Genomic DNA, 21,670 nt, shown 5'->3' on the forward strand with positions numbered 1-21,670 from the left:
TATAATAATGAAAAAAAGAGAGTTCATTCTCTCTTTTTTTTTTCAACTTGAGTGATAGAAGGGAGGTCATGATATGAATAAACTAATTCATGCCGCTTGCTTTATCTTGATTGCCATCATATTGGTCAGCGGAGCGACTTATGTGAAGCAATTTATAGTTCAAGCATCGGAAACGGAAGGGCAGGATAGGAAACAAGTTAAAGAAACAAAAAAAGAAGATGTCAAAAATCGTCTCACGCTTGCAGAGGAATTCACGGTACTAAAGGAGCATGATACAGAAAAGGAACAGCTCAATAAAAAATTCACCGGGATAATCCCGACACATGTAACCATACCTTCAATTGAAGTGGATGCTTCAATTGAGCAGGTCGGTTTATTGGAAACAGGTGAAATGGCTGCCCCTTCCACTGAAGACGGTGTCGCTTGGTTTGAGCCTGGTGCAAAACCAGGGGCGAAAGGCAATGCTATATTGGCTGGGCATGTGGATAGCAAGACAGGACCCGCCATTTTCTATCATTTGAAAGACCTCGAAACAGGCGATGAAATTACAGTTACAGACAAACAAGGAACAAAACTTACATTTGTGGTGAAAAAAAAGAAAAGCTACCCACGAGACAAAGCCCCCCTTAACGAAATCTTCGGATATAGCAAAGGGCGCCAATTGAATTTGATAACATGCACAGGCACCTTCGATCGATCGAAAGGGACGCATCAAGAACGATTGGTCGTTTATACAGAACTAAAATCGGACGAAGCAATGCAGCTTGAAAGGGAAGCGCAACTTCCTGATGCACCGGCGAATGTAAAGATAAGCGGTAATTTGTTAACCTGGTATGCCGTCCGGGAAGGGAATATCATTGGCTACCGGATTTACAAAAAAGAGCCTGGAGGGACCTTCACGCATATCGGGAGCATATCTGAGTATGAACGTAAAAGTTATGTAGATAAAAACGCCTCTAAAGCTCTTTACTATGTAACAGCAGTTAATGAATATGGCCAGGAATCCACTCCGTCCAGCATTGCCAAATGATAAAAAGCCCACTATTAAAAGTGAACTTTAGATACCTTTATCAAGGATTGTGTTCGGCATTGCACCGGACCGGTCCTTTTCCTTTTGCCGTCCTCCACTATGGTCAGCTCCCGTTCGCTAGAAGATGCGAGATCCCTGGATAAGGAGTCACTTAAGCGCACCTTCCGAGAGCCAACGCAAACAAGGAAAACGCTTATCCTCCCACCTTCCCCAACCCCTTTTGAATGAAGTCCTCCACGGTTTTATTAAACAAATCGCTTTCTTCCAAAAAAGGACAATGGCAGCTATCTTCGAAGATCACGAGTCGGGAATCCGGGATCTGTTCATGCAAATGCTCACCTGCAGCAACCGGGATCACCTTTTCTTGCCTGCCAAAACAAAGAAGGGTGGGAACATTGATTTGCGGCAGGAATTCACGATAATCGACGATTGATTGGTCGAACAGGATGCTGCTGGCAATCGATTCAGGCATTCTCGTCACTTCCTCGAGCATCCAGGCTGCATCAGCCTCGGTTAATTCGTTCTTAAACATCGAGGCCAGGAAAGCTCGTAAAAACGGGGTGCGATTCGTTTGGATCTCCGTCATGAAGGCTATCAATGTGCCAATATCAAATGCACCTATCTCGAAGTCAGGCCATTTAAAATCAGAGGCCAGCTCATCGACTATCACGGTTGAATGGACATTCCCCCCGCCGAATTGCTTCAAGTAATCCCAGACGACAAAAGCCCCCATCGACCAGCCTACAAGGATGACATCCTTCAAGCCCCGTTCAGTAAGGAACGCATGAAGGTCCTTGGCATAAACGGAGACGGTATTTCCATAATGAACCTGGTTTGACTGGCCATGGCTCCTTAAATCAAGTAAAATCGTGCGATGTTTTTGTGAGAAATATCGAAGCTGCTTTGTAAAGAAGCGGCTGCTCATCCACACTCCATGGATAAAAATGATTGGCCTCCCTTGCCCTTTTTCTTCATAAAACAGCCGGACATCCTTATCCACATCAAAAAATGGCATAATCCCCCTCCTCACCGCTATTTTTTAAATATCCTTCTTATTATGTATTGCGTATCGCCTTTTAACATTCCTTCCTTTAAAAATATATTGTCAAACCTCCAGCTAAAGTTGATAATGAAGTATATTTTCATTGTTATCTTCATCCTGAAAGGACGGAATTTTTCATGAAGAGCTTTTTTAAAAACTATCGATCCTCATTAATCCTACTCACTGCCATCATTATCGGTGGGATAGCGGGCGTCGTTTTCGGTGAGAAAACATCTGTCATCCAGCCGTTGGGAGACTTATTCCTAAATCTGATGTTCACAATCATCGTCCCCTTGGTGTTTTTTAGCATCGCTTCGGCCATTGCCAATATGAGCGGGATGAATCGCTTAGGCAAAATCATGGGCAGCATCGTGATCGTTTTCCTGACGACAGCCGCTTTGGCTGCCGTGATTGGTTTCATTGGGACAACCATCATCAACCCACTCGAAGGCACAGATACGTCAGCCATCAAAGAATTGATGGAAAACAGTTCCCCTGAGGAAAAGGTTGAAGAGGTTTCTTTCTTCAGTCAACTGGTCAACACTGTGACCGTTTCTGATTTTCCGGAACTATTCTCGAGAAGCAATATGCTCCAGCTTATCGTTTTCTCGGTGTTAATTGGACTTTCGACTGCACTTGTCGGCGAGAAGGCTAGACCGATCACTGAATTTTTGACAGCTGGTACGGCTGTCATGATGAAGGTCGTGAAGATCGTCATGTACTATGCACCTATTGGGCTTGGCGCTTATTTTGCGACGATCATCGGACAGCTCGGTCCGCAGATTTTGGAAGGCTATGCCCGTACCTTCGTTCTTTATCTCGTCTTAGCCTTGATTTATTATTTTGGCTTCTTCACTTTGTATGCCTTTATCGCAGGTGGGAAGGATGGCGTCAAACTCTTTTGGAAAAATGCCTTGGCACCTTCCATTACAGCCATCGCTACGTGCTCCAGTGCCGCATCCATTCCAGTCAACCTGGAATCAGTCAAGAAAATGGGCGTGCCAAAGGATATCGCGGAAACGGTCATTCCTCTCGGAGCCAACACTCATAAGGATGGATCCGTATTTGGCGGCATTCTGAAAATCGTATTCCTATTCAGCTTATTCGGTAAGGATATGACCAGTATTTCCAGCATATTAAGCATCCTTGCCGTTGCCTTTTTGGTTGGTGCTGTCATGGGTGCCATTCCTGGAGGAGGGATGATCGGGGAAATGCTGATTCTCAGTGTATTCGGCTTCCCGGTTGAAGTGTTGCCGATCATTGCGGTTATATCCACGATTATCGATGCACCTGCTACACTGCTGAACTCAACAGGAAACACAGTTTGTGCCATGCTCGTGTCCCGGCTCGTCGAGGGCAAGAACTGGTTAAAGCAAGCTTTTATTAAAGAAGATTCTGCCGTATGATTGAACGGACGCCTGGTTTTCCAGGCGTCTTTTTTTTTATGAGAAAGGGGTTCCTTCCGGTTGCATAGAATGTAACAGGGAAGAGAGGGGATATTATGTTCATGAAATGGTTGCCTGCGGCGATCCTTATAACGGGACTGGCTTATATTTTCGTCATACCTGAAGAACCCATGCTTTTGAAAATCCTCTGCAAAGTGATTCCGATGTTATTGATTTTGCTTTACGCCAGCAAAATAGGAGGAACAAGGAATATATACCAAACCTTAATACTCCTTGGTCTATTCTTTTGCATGCTTGGAGATGGCTTGTTGATTTGGTTTCTTATCGGTCTTTCCGCCTTCTTGATCGGCCATCTTTTCTATATTGCGGCCTTCCTGAAGTCATGGAGCTTTTCCTGGCTTCGATTCGCAACGATTTTGCCGATTACCCTTTACTCCACTGTGATAGGCCGTGAAATCATCTTTTCTTTAATTGAAACAGGTGACAATGGTCTCATCTTCCCTGTGATCGGTTATGTGACGGTCATCTCCCTCATGGGCTGGACGGCGATCATGACCAGAAATACCGCTGCAATCATCGGCGGGATTCTGTTCGTGATTTCCGATTCCATCTTAGCTTGGAACAAATTCATTGACGTTATTGCTTTTTCCGGTCCACTGATCATGCTTACCTATTATGCCGCCCAGTTTTTCATCGCTTCAAGCATTCGCAAAGACGCTTCATTCGGTTTTGTGAATGGTTTGAAAAATGAAACGCCCAGCCAATAGCATGACGATGTCGGTTCGTTCCACATGAAACAATGAAAAAGGCATTCACCGCTCGAATTGAGCGGTGAATGCCTTTTTTCAGCCTTTTATTTTCCTGATGAAGACCACTTTTAAATAGTTGCCTTCCTTATATTCCGGACGCGTTTTGAAATCGGAAGGCAATGAGAATTGCTCGATGATTTCATACGTCCCATTACTTTCCCTGAAGGCTGCATCGATGAAGCTCCTGAATTTTTTCATATCAAACGTGCTGCAATTAGTCGAAGCGATGATGACTCCGTTATCCTCTGTAATGGCAATGGTGTCCTTCAATAGATTCGTATAGTCTTTGCCGGCACTGAACGTAAACTTCTTCGATTTGGCAAAGCTCGGCGGATCGAGGATGACCAAGTCGAATTTCAACTCTTTCTTCACTGCATATTTAAAATACTTGAATACATCCATCACCACGATGTTCTGTGTTTCAGGATCTATTCCGTTCACGCTGAACTGTTCGATCGTCTTCGGTAAACTGCGGTTGGCAAGATCGACACTCGTTGTTTTTATCGCACCGCCCAAAGCGGCAAACACGGAAAATGCCCCCGTATAGGAAAACATATTCAGCACCGTTTTCCCTTTTGCGTATTCATCACGGATTTTGCGCCTGACCTCGCGCTGATCAAGGAAGACACCGACCATGGCCCCATCATTCAAATAAACAGCGAACTGGACTCCGTTTTCCTTTACAAGAAGCGGAAATTCCGGTTGCTCGCCCATGACGAAATCATCTTCATCGACATACTGACCCTTTGTATCAAAGCGTTTCTTCTGATAAATCGATTTGACCTCGACGGTATCCTGCAATGCCTTGATGATGTAATCTTTGAATGAATAAATCCCTTTGCTATACCAGCTGATGACATAGTGACCGTCATAATGATCGATGATCAAACCGCCAATTCCATCGCCCTCCCCGTTAAACACACGGAAAGCGGTCGTCTCAGGATCTTTGAAATAAGGGTTACGGAATTCAACGGCTGCCTGGATCTTCCCACTAAAAAAGGGTTGATCGATTTTTTCATTTTCACTTTTGGTCAATACCCAGCCATAGCCCTTATTTTGTTTCCCGTAATATCCCTTTGCGAGGAAGCGTTTATTCTCATCCACCAAACGCACTAAAGCCCCCTCTTCCTGAAGATCATGAAGATTGGATATCGACTCTTTAGCGATCAGCGGAAAGCCCTTGCCCATTTTGCTTGCATACTTGGCTTTCACTTTTATATCTATTTCTTTTCCCATCTATATCATCCTATCTATGCAAATGCTTACCTTCCCATTTTACCCTAATCCCTTTATAAATAAAAACCAGCCCGGTCACCCAGGCTGGTTCCTAAAAAAAATCTTGATTATGATACTTCCAAGTGAAGATCGCCCGGTTTCACTTTACCCATCAGCTTCAGCACTCGATGCAGGGCAAGGGTGATCAATGCCGGCAAAACCATGCCCACAGCTACATAAACCAAGAACGTATACAATCCTTGCCCTGTAATGATGGCTATCGGGGCAATCATTGAACTTAACCCCATGCCCCCAAGCTCATACGGTACCTGAAAATCAAATGCCAAGGTAGCGATGGGGGCACAAATGATTGCCGCCACAAAAGGAGGAATGACATATAACGGTTTTTTGATTAAATTAGGAAACTGAACTTTTGGCGTAACGACCATCTGTGCAAGGAACCCGCCCATATCATTATCTTTATAAGACATGACAGTGAACCCGACAAACTGAACGGTACAGCCGATCAGGGCTGCTGCGCTGGAAACGGGATCTAATTGCAGGGCGATCGCAAGCGCAGCGGACGAGGCCGGTGTCATCAACAAAATGCTCCATACCAAGGCAATGACCATGGAGCCGATTAAAGGCGATCCACCGACGGCAGCGGTGATTTGACCGCTTAACCATGTCAGGAATGGCGTCGTGACAAGAGCCAGTCCATATCCGGCCACTCCCCCGACTAGGACTGCACCCAACGGGATGGCCATAATATCCAACCTTGTCTTGCCGATCAGGCGCTTACCTACATACGTTGCCACGACGGCTGCCAGGACGGCACTTAACGGCTGCCCCGTAACGATCGTGAACGCCCCCTCGGCCGTCCTGTGAATTGCAGCTCCGCCAACGGCACTCGAGGCCATCGCGCTAAAAATAATTAATGAATTCCCCCCTAGCTGATAAGCGATGCCGGCCCCTAATGCAGGCGCAAGCAAAACCTTTGCGGCTCCCCCTATTGCGAGGAAGACCTCCCATCCTAAATACCCGCCTATCGATTCAAATAATAACCCGATCCCCAACGTAACCAAGACTGCGTTCGCTATACCTGTTGAGGCTTTGTACATCCGCTCGTTGATGTATGCTTTCCTGCTCAATTCATTCACTCCTTATCCTTTATCTATATTTTCCTCATTAATAAAAGTAAAAAAATTAAATTATGATCAATGATTCACAACTCACTGGCCAATCCTGATGCCTTTCCGTATAATAACATGAATTTTCAGACAATGTAAGATGTATTTATATACTAACAAAATAAAAACGCTTACAATAATACGATTTTTGTAGGGTTTTATCCAATAAATATCAAGAATTGTATTATTCCAGTATATGTTCGATGTGTTTTTTCCACTTAAAGCCTCATCTTTCATCTCAAAATAGGTAATAATTGATCTAATATTCAGATTGTTCGTTTCGGTTTTTAGGTATATCATGAAAGAATCATCCAAAAATAGATCGTTCCATTCATTTACACTATCAGATGTCCCAATCACCGATAAGGAGAGAAATCAATGACAACTTCACTAACAGTCGATCATGAAGAATTACAGGCAGCAAAAGAGTATGTAAGACACGTATACGCACAGGTTAAGGAGCGGAATCCGCATGAAAGTGAATTCCATCAAGCGGTCAAAGAAATATTCCTTTCACTTGTCCCCGTATTTGCAAAACACCCCATATATATGAAAAGCGGAATATTGCAAAGATTGGTTGAACCAGAAAGAATGATCAACTTCCGCGTTTCTTGGGTCGATGACCTGGGCAATGTCCAAGTCAATCGTGGTTTTCGTGTTCAATTCAACAGTGCAATCGGGCCATTCAAGGGCGGTCTGCGCTTCCACCCTACTGTCAATTCAAGTATCATAAAGTTTCTTGGTTTCGAGCAAATCTTTAAAAACTCCCTTACAGGCCAGCCGATTGGAGGAGGAAAAGGCGGATCGGACTTCGATCCGAAAGGCAAATCGGATGCGGAAATCATGCGTTTTTGCCAAAGCTTCATGTCGGAGCTCGGTCGCTATATCGGACCGGACACAGACGTACCAGCTGGAGATATCGGGGTTGGCGCCAGGGAAATCGGTTATCTTTTCGGGCAATATAAAAAGATGCAAGGCAGCTACCATGCTGGTGTTTTGACCGGTAAAGGATTAAGTTATGGCGGAAGCCTGGCCCGTACCGAGGCGACTGGTTATGGGACGGTTTACTTCGTCGAGGAGATGCTTAAGGACAAAGGCTTACAATTCCATGGCAGCACGGTTGTCGTTTCCGGATCTGGGAATGTCTCCATTTATGCAATGGAAAAAGCTGTACAATTGGGCGCTAAGGTTGTTGCTTGCAGTGATTCCAATGGCTACATTTATGATGAAAAAGGTCTGAACCTTGATACGATTAAACTCCTGAAGGAAGTGGGCCGAAAAAGGTTGAGTGAATATGTCCATGCACATCCGGAAGCTGAATACAATGAAGGCAGCTACGGCATTTGGTCCGTACCTTGTGATATCGCCCTTCCTTGTGCCACACAAAATGAAATTGATGAAGAAGCGGCAAAATTATTGATTAAAAATAATGTGAAAGCAGTCGGCGAAGGTGCCAACATGCCTTCAACGCTTGAGGCAATTGATGTATTCCTTAATAATGGCATTCTTTTTGGGCCTGCTAAGGCGGCAAATGCAGGCGGAGTAGCTGTGTCTGCCCTTGAAATGGCTCAAAACAGTGCGAGAATGCCCTGGACGTTTGAAGAAGTCGATACAAAATTACATGGCATCATGAAAAACATCTATAAAAACAGTATAGAAGCCGCAGAAGAATACGGTGAGCCTGGTAACTTGGTTGTTGGTGCCAATATTGCCGGATTCCTTAAAGTGGCGGATGCCATGCTTACTCAAGGGATACTCTAAATTCAGGCTAAATCATGAAGCGGTCCGACACACGGGCCGCTTTTCTTTTGCAATATCATGTTCGTATTTCCCCCGCGCCACCTCCTACGAAGGTACATTCAAATGATATGGCCTTTTGATGAAAATGATCCGCGACAGTCCCGCCAAGCAGTTTTCCGAAAGGCATGTGAAAGGCACGTACACAGTCAGATCATCCTCTCTTAAAAAACCATCTCCAATAATGCTTTTGAGACGCCCAAAACCTCTTAAAAAAGAGTGCCGGATAAGCTCCGGCACTCTCAAGATTTCTTTTTTTATTCTTTCGTGACCAATTTCAGCGGTACGGAAATGGTCTTGTCCACTTTGTCACCTTTCAAGATCTTTTCCGCTGCATTTACAGCCTCTTCACCGATAAGTGCCGGCTGCTGGGCAATTGTCGCTTGTAGTTCACCGCTCTCGACTGCTTTCAATGCATCATCATTGCCATCGAAGCCAACCACGATGATATCTTTGCCTGCTGCCTTGATCGCTTCAATGGCACCTAATGCCATTTCATCATTATGAGCGAATACCGCTTGGATATCTTTATTGCCTTGCAGGATGTTTTCCATGACGTTAAGGCCTTTTGTCCGGTCGAATTCTGCCGTCTGGCTTGTCACGACATCCAATTGCTTGTCCGCAAGATTATGGAAGCCTTTTCCGCGTTCGCGAGTTGCAGAAGCACCGGATACACCTTCAAGCTCCACTACCTTTGCTTTTTCGCCAAGCTCTTTGACTAGGTATTCCGCGGCCATTTCCCCACCAGCGACATTATCGGAGGCGATGAATGTTTCGATATCGCCTTCATCGGAGGAGCGGTCTATCGTAATGACAGGAATGCCTGCTTCATTTGCAGATTGGACGGCTGAAGATATTGCCGCAGAGTCCGTTGGATTCACAACAAGAACATCCACCTTTTGAAGGATCAGGTCTTCAATTCCGCTGATTTGTTTAGCCGTATCATCCTGTGCATCCACGACAGTCACTTTCATGCCTTTTTCTTTTGCCTCTTTTTCGATGCCATCCTTTAATGAAACGAAGAATGGATTGTTTAAAGTTGATATGCTGACACCGACCTTCACGCCTTTTACAGAGTCTTTCTTTTCTTTTTTATCATCTTTCAGACCCGAATCCATTGAGCATGCAGCCAAGACCATTAACGAAAGAATCATGATGATCGATACGATTTTTTTCATAAATTACACCCCTGCTTATGATTTTTTACGGTCAAGTAAGACCGCGATTAATATAACTGCACCTTTTACCACTTGCTGGTAGAAAGAGGATACACCAAGTAAATTCATTCCGTTATTCAAGGTACCGATGATCAGGACCCCCACGAGCGTGCCGAACAATCGGCCTTTACCGCCTGATAGGCTTGTCCCGCCGAGCACCACGGCTGCGATGGCATCCATTTCATAGGATTGCCCCGCCGTTGGCTGTGCCGAATTCAGGCGCGAGGTTAAAATGGCGCCGGCAATGGCTGCCATCGTACCTGCGAGCCCGTAAATGGCCACCTTCACGCGGTCCACTTTTATTCCCGAAATACGGGAAGCCTTTTCATTTCCGCCGATGGCATACGTTTTGCGGCCAAATGATGTTTTATGAAGCAAGAACCAAAGGACGAAAAATGCGATGACCATCACGACCGCCGGTACCGGCAAGCCCAGGAAATATCCTCGCCCAAGCATTTGGAACGCGACTGAATCGCCAATTCCCGTTATCGGCTTCCCGTCCGTATAGACAAGTGTCAAGCCACGGAAAATCGTCATCGTAGCCAGTGTAACGATGAAAGGAGCCATTTTCCCTTTTGAAACAAGAATTCCGTTGATGACACCCATTATTGCACCAAGCAGGATGCCTATCAAGATTGCAAGGATCGGGTCCATTCCCGAAACCATCATGCCAGCCATAAGCGCGCTGGACAGTGCCAGAATGGAACCGACGGACAAGTCGATGCCTCCTGTCAGTATGATGAAGGTCATTCCGAAGGCGATAAGCGCATTGATGGACGTTTGACGCAATAGATTCAAGATATTGTTCGGTTCCATGAAAGATGGATTTAAAACGGTTATTACGATAAATAATAGAACTAAGGCGAGTAATGGACCGAATTTTTGCCAGATCCCGCTTTTTCCTGTAGCCTCAAGTTTCATCCTAGTTCCCCCCTGTTGCCAATGCCATGATTTTTTCTTGTGTCGCTTCCTGCTTCAATAATTCCCCAGCGATTTCACCTTCGTGAACGACAAGGATCCTATCGCTCATTCCCACGATTTCCGGAAGCTCAGAGGAAACCATGATGATGGCGATTCCCCTCTCTGTCAATTCATTCATCAATTCATAAATTTCACGTTTTGCGCCAACATCGATCCCCCTGGTAGGCTCATCCATGATTAAAACCTTAGGGGAGGTGCCGATCCATTTTGCGATGACCACCTTTTGCTGATTACCCCCGGATAAGGTGCCGATGACCGTTTCCGCGGAAGATGTCTTCACGTGCAGCCTTTTAATCATCATATCTGCAAAATTTCTCTCATCCTCCGTTTTTACAAGCCCGTTTGGAGCAAAGCTCTTCAAATTCGGCAAACCGATATTTTCCCTTACTGAAAAGTCAAGGATCAGTCCCTCCTCCTTACGGTTTTCCGTAATGAAAGCCAGACCATGCCGAACCGCATCCGTCGGTTTCCGTATCGAAACCTTCTTGCCCTCAACGGTAATTTCACCTTGATCTGTTTGGTCGATACCGAAAAGGGCGCGCATGATTTCCGTTCTGCCTGCTCCCATCAATCCGGCTACACCTACAATCTCTCCCTGCCGGACCGCAAAATCGATACCTTCGAATATTCCTTTCTTCGTTAGTCCTTTTACATCAAGGACTACCTCGCCTAAATTCGCTTCACGGTGGGGAAACCGATCCTCCAGCTCCCGTCCGACCATTTTCTGTACGACTTCATCGAAGTTTGTATCAGCAATTCTTTTCGTATCGACGGTTCTTCCGTCACGCATAACGGTGATCCTGTCGCAAATAGTGAATATTTCTTCCATACGATGCGAGATATAAACGAGCGATACACCCTTTTTCGTAAGACCCTTCATCACTTCAAAAAGTTTTTCAATTTCCCTATCGGTCAACGCTGCGGTCGGTTCATCCATGATGATGACTTCCGCCTCCGTCATAAGCGCCTTGGCAATTTCAATCATTTGCTGTTCCCCTACGGAACAAAGTCCGGCTTCCTTATCGAAAGGAAGGGAAATATTCAATGTTTTAAAAACTTCTTTTGCACGCGCTTTCATTTGTTTCATCTTCAGGACACCAAATCCATTAACCATTTCCTTCCCGATGAATAGGTTCTCCAGTACGGTCATTTCCGGCCAAATATTCAATTCCTGACGGATGAAGGCCATCCCCGCTTCTTCTGCTTCCTTGGAATCCTTGAATGAGGTTTCATTGCCGTTAATCACGATCGTTCCTTGATCCTGCTTATGAAGACCAGTCAAAATGTTCATCAAGGTTGATTTCCCTGCTCCATTTTCCCCCATGAGCGCGTGTACCTCTCCAGCCTCCAACGAAAAATGAACGCCCTCCAATACCTTGTTTTGACCGAATGCCTTATATATGCCGTGCATTTCGATTTGCATGGCTCTTCACCTCTTTCTTTAAAAGAATACTCCAGACTGCAAAATGCAATTCGAATACGGTGTCGTCTCCCCCGTTCGAATGACGGCTTTCGCTTTACTTGATAGTTTCTTGAAATCTTCATGTGTAACATATTCGATCGCTTCGCCGAACTGCTGCTCCATATATTGGTGCTGGCCTGGATTTTTCTCTATCACCTCAGTGGCGGCGATGACCTTTTCAATGACCATATCTTCGTGAACGGCACGCACGACAGCTTGGAACGATGGTGTCCCGGGCGTCAAGGCCAAGTCTATCTTGATGACTCCCGGCGGCACCGGCAGACCGGCGTCACCTACAACTATATAATCCGTATGACCAAGGTCGGCAAGGACCTTGGCTATCGAACTATTGATGATTCCTTGCCTCTTCATGCTTCAAGGCCCCCTTCGACTTCCGCCCTAACCGGCATGCCGCCTTGGGCCCCCAACTTCGTCACGGAAATGGACGCTGCCCGGTTGGCGAATACCAGGCAATCGTCATACCCCTTACCTTCTGCAACAGCCACCGCAAAGGCGGCATTGAATGTATCGCCTGCACCTGTCGTATCCACCGCTTCCACCGCGAAGCTTGGAACGACCTTTTCTTCATGGCCGTCAAAATATCGGACGCCATTTTTTCCTTCGGTAATGAATAATTTATTCGGATGCTCAGTCAGGACCTCCGCTCGATCTCTCCCATTGAAAAGTATTTCGAACTCATGTTCATTCGGCGTCAGGAATGCTGCCTGTCGAATGACATCCTCGCTTAGCTTGCGGGCGGGTGCTGGGTTCAATAGCAGTCTTTTTTGGAGCTTTTTGCACAGCTTAGCCAGGTATTCTACCGTTTCCTCCGGTATTTCCTGCTGGACCATGACGATGTCCGCTTCCTCTATGGCTTTTTGGGCCTTTTGGACATATTCGGGAGTAATGAAATCATTTGCCCCTTTCACGACAATAATGCTGTTATCACCTTCAGAAAGGATGATATGTGCCGTACCTGAGGCAGAACCTGTAACCGGTTCCACATACTCCGTATTTACGCCGTTTTTTTTCAGGTTTTCCAAGATGATTTCCCCATAAAAATCATCTCCTACACATCCAATCATCGATACTTCCGCACCAAGGCGGGCTGCTGCCACTGCCTGATTCGCTCCCTTTCCTCCCGGGACCGTAATGAAGGATTCTCCTAAAACCGTTTCCCCTGCTTTTGGACGCTTTGCTGATGTCACCACCAGATCCATCGATGAACTTCCCACTACTGCCATTTTGATCACGGCTTTTCCACCTTTCTTCTCGTTGTTTGTCTTTCCACAAAAGAAACAGGCAGCTTCTTATGTGTTTCTTCTATTTTTTCCTGATTGATTTTCCTAATCAACATTTCCGCAGCTTGTGCCCCCATCTCATAGGCAGGCTGACGAATGGTCGATAACGGCGGATGCAATAAGGCCGTGAAGGCGATATCATCATAGCCGATCAATTGAATATCCTCCGGAATCCGGATTCCCCGTTTCAAGATTTCCTGAAGGGCCGCAGCTGCGACAATATCATTACAAGCGATGATTCCATCCGTTTCTGGATAGTGCTCGAATAGCTGACGCACACATACCTGTCCTCCTTGTAGAGTGAGGGATGAGTCCATGACCTGTACATTCACTTTCGCCTGTGCTAATTCCTCCATTGCAGCCGTGTACCGTTCATATACAGGCTTTATCTCCACGGGTCCCCTGATCAGGACGATATTTGTACTGCCCCTATCGAGCAATACCCGTGCTGCCAACCTGCCGCCCGTCTTTTGATCGGAATAAACGGCTGGCAAGTTCTCTGCCGTCCGATCGAGGAGGACGACGGGTATTTCCAGGTTGTCAAAATTTTCATTGGCTTCTTCGCTTGTCGAAGCAATGATGCCCACTACATTATTCTGTAGAAAGGTGTCGATATATTCTATTTCCTTATCTCTCTTCTCATCGCTATTTCCGAATATCAGCCGATAGCCAAATTGCTGCAGGTAATCCTCGACACCCCTTGCCATTTCCGGAAAGAAAGGATTCGTAATGTCCGGCAGGATCAAGCCCACCAATTTGGATTTACGGTTATAGAGGGACCTTGCCACTTCATTCGGTTTATAATTCAGCTTTTCAACAGCCGCCATGACGACCTTCTTTGTGTCTTCATGTGCGTACCCGCTGCCATTCATGACTCTAGAAACCGTTGCCACGGAAACGCCTGCTTCCTTTGCAACCTCCCGAATAGTTGCCACTATATCCACCTCAATAATTTTCTGTAACCGTTTACACAAATAGCTTATCACCAATTTATCTGCACGGCAAGCTTTATTCTTAAGATATTTTTTAGGTAATCGGAACCGTATCATAGGACTAACTCGAAGTTGGAGATCATCAGGCACGTCATGTTTGAACGATTCTTCTTCTTTCAATAAGCAGAACAAAGCTATCACCCTCTGCCAAAAAATAAAAAGCTGGCTCAATGAATTTGAGCCAGCTTAGCAAAAATCAAAGGGATTTGGCAGGTAGCTTTTCGTACAGAGCATTATTGACATATCCATACTCTGATGCGTGCGGTCGATCTTCGCCATCACTGTATCCATATTGAAGCATCCTGTTCCTGTTTAAACAGAGCTTTGTTAATTTCGGGGCGAAGAAGTTGAATAGGTCGAACCGGTCCTGCAGCTGAGGGAACTTTTGCTGATGTGCAAGGATTACTTTCGTGACGCCTTCCCAGAAGACATTTTCATTCAATAATTTCCTGTTCATCAGGAGCGTTGACAAATAACGGAAGTGACAAATGAACAGTCCCGTGAAAATGAATTGAACAAGGCCTTCGGGCGGCTCGCACCTTAAAACTTGTTTTAAGTCAGCAGGGAGCTCACTCAATTCAGGAAGCGGCTGATCACTTATATTTACGTCATCCACAAAATCCTTTATTGCCAGCCTATGCGGCTTGTAATCCTTCAATACTAAGATCGTATTTTGGCCATGGGGTGAAAAAACTACTCCATATTGATAAATGAAATGTAATAACGGAGAAAGAATGACCTCGAATAGTCGGTCTGTCCATTCTGCAGCGGTTAACCCTGATTTTTCGATCAGGCTTTCCACATACGGCTTGCCTTCTTGGTCCACATGCAGGAGCGACGCTAACGTAATGGGCTTCTCGTCTTTCTCCATATAACTGTATATGCTTTCCCGCCAAATGCCGCCCAGCATCTCTACATATTGATAGGGTACATTTTTCAACTTGGAGAAATAGGGATGATCGACATTCAGACTGGCGATTTCACCGGGAAGCACCACTTTGCATTCTTCTTTTAAATAACGATCATTGTCGTAAATATTCTTAATATACTCCGTGATCTTTGGTGCAATGACCGTACGTTCTGCTGGTAATCCGCGATAGACGAGCGTATTCAATATGCTCATTGGCAGCTTGACGTGGTGCTTATTCTTATTGGACAGATTAACGAAGGTCCGAATCGACTGCTGCGGCAGATATTCATCCTGGCCATTACCTAATGCCACGATCAGCCCCTTGGCCAAATCATCGGTGAAATTCTGGATGATGACATTCTTCCATTGCCATTCATGAATCGGCAGGTAATAATAGTCGTTCTCTTCTAAACCTTTCTCTGCCAATCTATCGGAAAAATCCTTTCGGGTTTCCAAATCCAGTTCATTTTCCATCAATTGTTTGTAGTTCAAGGTTTTGATGGAATTGAAAGCGGCTCTTGTTTTATGGACGGCGATCCATGATAGCTGAATCTTTTCCTGGTTTTCCGGAGCAAACTTCAAATAATCATCATAACCGAATCCAATTCTCCCCTTATTATAAGCAATCCAAGGGTGCCCGCTCATTTCTCCCTCAAGCCATGCATAGTCCAGCTCGACCAACTCATCAGCGCTTTTTCCTGGTTTGGCTAGCAATTGCAGGTCGGCCAGCAATGTATGATTGAATTCCTTAATCAAATGGCCCGTTGTTTCTGCCGTCATTCCAATGAGCGGCTGAAGATCCAAAATGAATTGAATGGCATCATCTGCTTGTTCAGCTTCTCCAGTTGCGGTTTCATAGACTGAAATCGAATCAGCCTGGACTTCATAGCTATCGAATAGGCGCGGCCATGCTAAAAATCGATACGATAGATCTTCATTTATTTTCAACTCATATAAGTTTCCAGCTGCATCCTCGATCAAGAGAGCTGGATGGATCATATCCTCATACATATATTCAGAAATCATTTTGGCGAGCAGGTTTCGGTTTACGATCGACCAATTTTTTTTCGTAGCCGCCTTTTCCACTTCATTTATGAATTGCATACACTAACTCCCCTTCACTCTATTTAATAGGCCGTAACCGGTGTTTTTACACGGAATGATTGAAAAGCTCCTTTTGGTTCGGACGGATAGACGTCCCTGCCTGCAATTTGGTTAATGATAATCGAATTCCTGAAAGCCCCCAGCCCTAAATCCGGTGCACCTACACCATGCGTATGTATCTCTCCGTTTTGAATGAAAAGGTGATTGGAAGTCGGGACAGTCGTACCAATCCGGTAGTCCTTGGTTATGTCCAGACGGCCCAGCTCATCTCGGACAAGAAGGTCTTCCATGCCTTCAAGAAAGGTCGGGACGGTTGATTTATACCCTGTTCCGAATACGATGGCATCAGTATCCACATTAAAATCGCTACCCTCGACCCATTGGTGACATTTCAATGTCCAGCCACGATCGGAAGGTTTTAATGCGGATACTTCTGTCATGGCCCTAAGTTCAATGGCAAGTTCGGCATTTCCAATCGATTTCTCATATATTTTGTCGAAGATCGATGCAATCGTCGTCGCACTGATCCCTTTATATAAGAGGTCCTGCTTTGGCAGGATTTCATCCTTCTTCTCCTGGGGCAGGCGATAAAAGAAATCGAGATAATCCGGCGTGAAGTATTCCAAACCAAGTTTTGAATATTCCATGGGGAAAAAGCCTTTTGACCTTGTATACCAATTCAGTTGGTACCCATGACTTTCTTGTTCATTCAACAGGTCTTCAAACACCTCTGCTGCACTTTGACCCGACCCTACAACCGTTATTGATTTTTTATTCAAGATATTTTCCTTATTCCGCAAGTAATCGGCAGAATGCAGGATACTTTCTCCGATGAATGGACTGAATGCAGCCGGCACCGCAGGAGCGCTTCCGATTCCCAGTACCACATGACGGCTATGGAACACCTCCACTTGCCGGGTTTGTTCATCCCTTACGTGTATCCGGTATACAGACTCGTCTTGAACGTTTCCATACTCTATCATTTCAACCGTTTTCCCAAAGCAGCAGCTATCGAGCTGATTGGCAGTCCAGCGACAATAGTCGTTATATTCTTTCCGTGGAATCAGGAACTTTTCAAGAAAGTAAAAATGATAAAGCCTGTCATGCTGCTGTAGATAATTTAAATAGCTATATTTGCTTGTCACATCGGCCATGCTGACCAGGTCAGCGAAGAATGGGACTTGCAGCGTCGTCCCCTCAAGCAGCATCCCTTCATGCCAATTGAACTCCTGCTTCCTTTCAAAAAAGAGAGCATTCAGTTCTGGAGTTTTCTCCAATAGGGCGGCTAGCCCAAGATTGAAAGGACCGATCCCGATCCCGATCACATCATAGGTAAATCGTTGCTTCTCCATATTTCCACTTCCTTTCGAAGTTCTCACGCGTGCAAGCCATAAGCAAGCCGGTCTTATCTGGAAGTTCGACTTCTTTCATTGGAGTGAACCCGCATTTTTCAAACAGATGAATCATCTTTTCGTTTCTGACATCCGGTTCGGCCATCACCTTTTTGGTATTGGCAGTCAGGAACTGGTATTTCACCATCGATCGTAAAAATGGCAAAGCAAGTCCCTTTCCAAGATAATCAGGATTGCCAATGAGCAAATGAATGCCCTGGTCACCCTCCTCGGCCTCATAATAATCTTCGATGACATCTCCCTTCACCCAATACGACTCCCAATAGCTCATGGGTGTTTCATCGAGGCAGCCTAAATAGAGTGTTTGATGTGAATCAGCCAATGCCTTTTGTAAATGGAGCGCAAATTTTTCCTTAGTGAAATTCAAATTCCAATACGGTATCACATGTTCTTCGTGCATCCAACCATGTAACATATCGATATCCCTATCCCATTCAACTTTGACAAATGATAGTAATTGCTTATGGTCTTTCAGCATTTCTTCATAACTATTTTTCATTGGCAGCCAAGACCCCTTGCGCAAAAGGATTATCGATGATCGTATAGACAGATTGTGTCTCAAGTGAGCCCACAAGCTCGTCCAAGTCATGAAAACGTGTCAGTAAATTCGCTTTACAAGGCAGTCTTCGTTCTTGGAGCAGCCTGGAAACAACTCGATTCAGCCCCTCATCATCGCTCATTGCGTTGATCGATTCCAATTGTTCCTGAACGATTTGCAATAGTGCCTTTTCGGATACCAATCCCTCCGTACCGAAATTGTTAATCAATCCCAATAAGTGATTGAAGAAAAAATAGTATTGCAGTCTTTCTTCGGCAACTTCATCGGAACATATGGTGAAGCTTTTTTTGCTAAGCTCGGGAAGGATGCTAAATAAGCGGTCCACCTTGGATTGGCAATAGTAATATCCTTGGTTATCACGGTAATGGAATGTGGAAGGGTACCCGTTTTGAAGCTGGATGATGGAATTTTGCTGATGGGCCTCCAGAACGATTCCATACTTTTCAAATAACCAAAGCATTGGTTTTACGGTCATGGACAGATAACTAGTGAACCAATCGATGCTCACCTCTTCTGTCGTCCGGTTTTCATCTATGGCTAATTTATGGATGATGGCTGAGAGCCTGGAAGGTGCTCCAAAGGCATTATCCTGGCAAAGGCCGGCAATCAGGCTGGCTTGTTTACCGTCTTCATGGAATGGATTTTCCCTGATATCTACATCGAACCCCGAGTCCTGTTCTGCTGTTTTAATTGTTAAGTAGGCGGGGTCCTTTATAATACGGAAGGCAGGATGGTGTGTTTTGAGATCATCGCCCAATTTTGAATCCATCAATCTAGCTATTTCCACACCGCGATCCAATTCTTTTTGCAGATTCGCTCGTAATGAATTCGTGATTTTGACCGGTACTGAAAACTTATACATATACCGTGATGAGGCATTATAGACCGTCCTGAATGAAGATGTAGCCGTGAACTTTTTCCCAAGCGGACCTGCATGGATAAGCTGTCCCGACTCGATCAGCTCCTTTACCTCATCTTTTTCGATAAGATTCTTTGCCTGAAGCGGATGTGCCGGAATGATGATATATTGGCTATCTTCATGGCAGTACTTTTCACGGAATTCATGTGGAACTTCGTTATCTGTCCTTAATTCGCTTTTGATGATTTCACTAGCAGACAAGCTTTCACTCGAGTCCTGAATGACGATTGCCGGATCGGCCAAAAAGTAATGAAGCTGAAACTCGCCTTTTAATTCAGGTGAATAAATCAATTCATCGCGTTCTGATATGCCTTGCTTACTTTTTGGGGTAGGATGGAGCAGATGACCGAATAAAAGCGACTGTTCCGCCTCAATATATGTAAAGTCACAGCTTTGAAGGGCTTCAAAATCTTCAAACCTGGCTTCGACATAGCGTTGGATATTCTGGCTGCTGAGGATGACGCGAAGCATCAGCTCTTCTTCGCTATCCGTCCTGCCCTGTTCGTTCAATAATTCCTTGGATATCGCAGAAACCATCGTCACGTAGTCCAACTCTCGTACCTGATTGGATGATGTTCGGTAATAGGCAGGGAAGGCAAATATATGGCGTCCCGTTTCCGACCAATACTTAATTGGAACAAGCAAGTCAATACCTTGGGATGCAAGGCTGCAGACGATTAACGAATCAGGAGCCGTCCCCTCCAATTCTGGCCAGCTCTTCGATTCTTCCAATCTGCCATTCCCGGTTTCCCTGAAATAACAATTCAGAAAGCTTTGCATCGTCGCCCTTTGGGCTATTTGCTTACTATTCATCTTCATTCCTCCATCATATTGAACATTTCACCTAGTACACGGATCTCATCTAGTATTTCTTCTATATGCTCAAGCCTTGTCATCGGATTCAGCAGGGTCATTTTTAAATAAACCTGTCCCTCGAAACGTGTTTTTGCTAAAAATGCTCGGCCGCTATTCAATAATTCCTGTTGAATCTGCTTATTTAGCTGGTCTACCAACTGAACACTCGTTCCCGCTGGATCATAACGGAAAACAACCGCATTTAATTCAGGATGCTTGTTCAATACACGGAAACCGTCCGCTTTATCAATCATGGCCGCTACGTCACGCGCAAGATGGCATGTGTAGTCAATCATTTCAGCAAAGCTATCGAGGCCGACTACCTTCAATGACATCCAAAGCTTCAGCGCATCGAATCTCCTCGTCGTTTGAATCGATTTATTGACTAAGTGGACCATGCCTTCCTCTTCATCTTCCTCGGGATTCAAGTAATCCGCATGATGCTGGATATATTGAAAATGGTCACGATCTGAGACAAGGAAAGCACCACAGCTTATCGGTTGATAAAATAGTTTATGAAAATCGACTGTAATCGAATCGGCCGATTCCATTCCGTTTACCGATGCCTTGAAATCGTGACTTAACATCATGGCACCGCCATATGCGGCATCTACATGCAGCCAAATTCCGTTCTCCCTCGCAATTTCAGCCAATTCGGCCATTGGATCAATCGAACCGAAATCCGTTGTCCCACAAGTTGCAACGATGGCAAATGGAAGTAAATCCTGTTCCTTCAGGATCTTCAGCTGATGGTTCATTTCATCGATGGATAGACGGTGATTTTCATCCGTTTTAATCGTGACTACCGCCTGTTCACCAAGCCCCAGCTGTGCCGCCGATTTACGAACCGTAAAATGGGCGGCCTCCGAGCATAAGATCCTAAGTTTTTTCGAAGCAGCTGGCAGTCCATTCTGTTGGACATCGACATCCCAGATTCGCTTACAATAGGCATCCCTTGCCAGCAGCAGGCCCATATAATTGGATTGTGTGCCGCCGCTGGTAAACACCCCGTCCGCAGTTTCCGGTAAACCCGCCTGACTACACAGCCAATTGATCAATCGCTCTTCAACAAATGTTGCAGTCGAGCTTTGATCCCATGAATCCATCGATTGATTCAACGTACTGATGATCAACTCGGCTGCCACGGCAGGTATTAACGTCGGGCAATGCAAATGCCCGATACAGGTTGGGCTGTGTACATTCATGCTGTCATTAATTACGAATTCAGCTAGTTCAGCCGCGACCGACTCAAGGGTCTCCCCTTTTATGGATGCTATCGACAGTTCATTTAACCTTGCTTCCAATTCATGCGGTTTTTTGCCGGAATAGGGGGAATGGTTCCCCTTTAAGAAGGCGGCTAACGTGTTCTCTATGATTTTTAGAGACCGTGTATAGTTATGGATCCCTTCCTCGTTATTCAGGAAAAATGGAGCATATGCAAAGTCAGCTTTCTTTAAGGTTTCAATCAT

18 protein-coding genes are annotated in these 21,670 nt (G+C 45.2%); 4 read left to right on the plus strand and 14 right to left on the minus strand.

What is annotated here, in order from left to right; translation table 11 throughout:
- Positions 1 to 73 precede the first annotated feature (73 nt).
- A complete protein-coding gene (locus tag QNI08_RS14095) occupies positions 74 to 1,030 on the plus strand; it encodes a class F sortase (protein ID WP_285768045.1) in 957 nt (318 codons plus the stop codon).
- Between the two features lie 193 nt (positions 1,031 to 1,223).
- On the opposite strand, the gene QNI08_RS14100 is transcribed toward QNI08_RS14095, so the two are convergent.
- On the minus strand, positions 1,224 to 2,045 hold the full coding sequence (locus QNI08_RS14100) for an alpha/beta fold hydrolase (RefSeq protein ID WP_285768046.1): 822 nt from the start codon (positions 2,043 to 2,045) through the stop codon (positions 1,224 to 1,226).
- Between the two features lie 164 nt (positions 2,046 to 2,209).
- On the opposite strand from QNI08_RS14100, the gene QNI08_RS14105 reads away from it, so the two are divergent.
- Entirely contained in the window at positions 2,210 to 3,478 is a 1,269-nt protein-coding gene (locus QNI08_RS14105; RefSeq protein WP_285768047.1) for a dicarboxylate/amino acid:cation symporter, read from the plus strand.
- Between the two features lie 95 nt (positions 3,479 to 3,573).
- On the plus strand, positions 3,574 to 4,245 hold the full coding sequence (locus tag QNI08_RS14110; protein ID WP_285768048.1) for a lysoplasmalogenase: 672 nt from the start codon (positions 3,574 to 3,576) through the stop codon (positions 4,243 to 4,245).
- A 78-nt stretch (positions 4,246 to 4,323) separates the two neighbouring features.
- Here the strand turns inward: QNI08_RS14110 and QNI08_RS14115 are convergent, their stop codons facing one another.
- Entirely contained in the window at positions 4,324 to 5,523 is a 1,200-nt protein-coding gene (locus tag QNI08_RS14115; RefSeq protein WP_285768049.1) for a class I SAM-dependent rRNA methyltransferase, read from the minus strand.
- A gap of 107 nt (positions 5,524 to 5,630) precedes the next feature.
- A complete protein-coding gene (locus QNI08_RS14120; RefSeq protein ID WP_285768123.1) occupies positions 5,631 to 6,623 on the minus strand; it encodes a PTS sugar transporter subunit IIC in 993 nt (330 codons plus the stop codon).
- Positions 6,624 to 7,070: 447 nt separating this feature from the next.
- Between QNI08_RS14120 and gdhA the strand changes: the two genes are divergently transcribed.
- On the plus strand, positions 7,071 to 8,453 hold the full coding sequence (gene gdhA / locus QNI08_RS14125) for an NADP-specific glutamate dehydrogenase (RefSeq protein ID WP_285768050.1): 1,383 nt from the start codon (positions 7,071 to 7,073) through the stop codon (positions 8,451 to 8,453).
- Positions 8,454 to 8,746: 293 nt separating this feature from the next.
- Here the strand turns inward: gdhA and rbsB are convergent, their stop codons facing one another.
- The 11 genes from rbsB to QNI08_RS14180 all read right to left on the minus strand — a co-directional run bounded on the left by rbsB (position 8,747) and on the right by QNI08_RS14180 (position 21,670).
- A complete protein-coding gene (gene rbsB / locus QNI08_RS14130; protein ID WP_285768051.1) occupies positions 8,747 to 9,667 on the minus strand; it encodes a ribose ABC transporter substrate-binding protein RbsB in 921 nt (306 codons plus the stop codon).
- A 15-nt stretch (positions 9,668 to 9,682) separates the two neighbouring features.
- Positions 9,683 to 10,627, minus strand: a complete 945-nt coding sequence (locus QNI08_RS14135; RefSeq protein WP_285768052.1) for an ABC transporter permease — start codon at positions 10,625 to 10,627, stop codon at positions 9,683 to 9,685.
- 1 nt (position 10,628) lies between these two features.
- Positions 10,629 to 12,110 carry a sugar ABC transporter ATP-binding protein gene (locus QNI08_RS14140; RefSeq protein ID WP_285768053.1) on the minus strand — a complete coding sequence of 494 codons (1,482 nt, stop codon included), beginning with the start codon at positions 12,108 to 12,110 and terminating at the stop codon, positions 10,629 to 10,631.
- 18 nt (positions 12,111 to 12,128) lie between these two features.
- Positions 12,129 to 12,521, minus strand: coding sequence for a D-ribose pyranase (gene rbsD, locus QNI08_RS14145; RefSeq protein WP_285768054.1), 393 nt, complete (start codon positions 12,519 to 12,521; stop codon positions 12,129 to 12,131).
- A complete protein-coding gene (gene rbsK, locus QNI08_RS14150) occupies positions 12,518 to 13,393 on the minus strand; it encodes a ribokinase (protein WP_483313779.1) in 876 nt (291 codons plus the stop codon). Before rbsK ends, rbsD begins: the two co-directional genes overlap by 4 nt.
- 5 nt (positions 13,394 to 13,398) lie before the next feature.
- On the minus strand, positions 13,399 to 14,385 hold the full coding sequence (locus tag QNI08_RS14155) for a LacI family DNA-binding transcriptional regulator (RefSeq protein WP_285768056.1): 987 nt from the start codon (positions 14,383 to 14,385) through the stop codon (positions 13,399 to 13,401).
- A 253-nt stretch (positions 14,386 to 14,638) separates the two neighbouring features.
- On the minus strand, positions 14,639 to 16,456 hold the full coding sequence (locus tag QNI08_RS14160; protein ID WP_285768057.1) for an IucA/IucC family protein: 1,818 nt from the start codon (positions 16,454 to 16,456) through the stop codon (positions 14,639 to 14,641).
- 23 nt (positions 16,457 to 16,479) lie between these two features.
- On the minus strand, positions 16,480 to 17,808 hold the full coding sequence (locus QNI08_RS14165) for a lysine N(6)-hydroxylase/L-ornithine N(5)-oxygenase family protein (protein ID WP_285768058.1): 1,329 nt from the start codon (positions 17,806 to 17,808) through the stop codon (positions 16,480 to 16,482).
- Positions 17,783 to 18,367, minus strand: a complete 585-nt coding sequence (locus tag QNI08_RS14170; protein WP_285768059.1) for a GNAT family N-acetyltransferase — start codon at positions 18,365 to 18,367, stop codon at positions 17,783 to 17,785. Before QNI08_RS14170 ends, QNI08_RS14165 begins: the two co-directional genes overlap by 26 nt.
- Complete coding sequence (locus QNI08_RS14175) at positions 18,357 to 20,159, minus strand: IucA/IucC family protein (protein WP_285768060.1); 1,803 nt, start codon at positions 20,157 to 20,159, stop codon at positions 18,357 to 18,359. Before QNI08_RS14175 ends, QNI08_RS14170 begins: the two co-directional genes overlap by 11 nt.
- 2 nt (positions 20,160 to 20,161) lie before the next feature.
- Entirely contained in the window at positions 20,162 to 21,670 is a 1,509-nt protein-coding gene (locus QNI08_RS14180) for a pyridoxal phosphate-dependent decarboxylase family protein (protein WP_285768061.1), read from the minus strand.

It is taken from the genome of Peribacillus folii, assembly GCF_030271255.1.
Lineage (GTDB): Bacteria > Bacillota > Bacilli > Bacillales > DSM-1321 > Peribacillus.

What these genes read in the sequence shown, in the direction of transcription:
- QNI08_RS14095 (WP_285768045.1), top strand. Translation starts at nt 74, where the DNA reads ATGAATAAACTAATTCATGCCGCTTGCTTTATCTTGATTGCCATCATA.
- QNI08_RS14100 (WP_285768046.1), bottom strand. Translation starts at nt 2,045, where the DNA reads ATGCCATTTTTTGATGTGGATAAGGATGTCCGGCTGTTTTATGAAGAA.
- QNI08_RS14105 (WP_285768047.1), top strand. Translation starts at nt 2,210, where the DNA reads ATGAAGAGCTTTTTTAAAAACTATCGATCCTCATTAATCCTACTCACT.
- QNI08_RS14110 (WP_285768048.1), top strand. Translation starts at nt 3,574, where the DNA reads ATGTTCATGAAATGGTTGCCTGCGGCGATCCTTATAACGGGACTGGCT.
- QNI08_RS14115 (WP_285768049.1), bottom strand. Translation starts at nt 5,523, where the DNA reads ATGGGAAAAGAAATAGATATAAAAGTGAAAGCCAAGTATGCAAGCAAA.
- QNI08_RS14120 (WP_285768123.1), bottom strand. Translation starts at nt 6,623, where the DNA reads ATGTACAAAGCCTCAACAGGTATAGCGAACGCAGTCTTGGTTACGTTG.
- gdhA (WP_285768050.1), top strand. Translation starts at nt 7,071, where the DNA reads ATGACAACTTCACTAACAGTCGATCATGAAGAATTACAGGCAGCAAAA.
- rbsB (WP_285768051.1), bottom strand. Translation starts at nt 9,667, where the DNA reads ATGAAAAAAATCGTATCGATCATCATGATTCTTTCGTTAATGGTCTTG.
- QNI08_RS14135 (WP_285768052.1), bottom strand. Translation starts at nt 10,627, where the DNA reads ATGAAACTTGAGGCTACAGGAAAAAGCGGGATCTGGCAAAAATTCGGT.
- QNI08_RS14140 (WP_285768053.1), bottom strand. Translation starts at nt 12,110, where the DNA reads ATGCAAATCGAAATGCACGGCATATATAAGGCATTCGGTCAAAACAAG.
- rbsD (WP_285768054.1), bottom strand. Translation starts at nt 12,521, where the DNA reads ATGAAGAGGCAAGGAATCATCAATAGTTCGATAGCCAAGGTCCTTGCC.
- rbsK (WP_483313779.1), bottom strand. Translation starts at nt 13,393, where the DNA reads ATGGCAGTAGTGGGAAGTTCATCGATGGATCTGGTGGTGACATCAGCA.
- QNI08_RS14160 (WP_285768057.1), bottom strand. Translation starts at nt 16,456, where the DNA reads ATGCAATTCATAAATGAAGTGGAAAAGGCGGCTACGAAAAAAAATTGG.
- QNI08_RS14165 (WP_285768058.1), bottom strand. Translation starts at nt 17,808, where the DNA reads ATGGAGAAGCAACGATTTACCTATGATGTGATCGGGATCGGGATCGGT.
- QNI08_RS14170 (WP_285768059.1), bottom strand. Translation starts at nt 18,367, where the DNA reads ATGAAAAATAGTTATGAAGAAATGCTGAAAGACCATAAGCAATTACTA.
- QNI08_RS14175 (WP_285768060.1), bottom strand. Translation starts at nt 20,159, where the DNA reads ATGAATAGTAAGCAAATAGCCCAAAGGGCGACGATGCAAAGCTTTCTG.
- QNI08_RS14180 (WP_285768061.1), bottom strand. Translation starts at nt 21,670, where the DNA reads ATGATTGAAACCTTAAAGAAAGCTGACTTTGCATATGCTCCATTTTTC.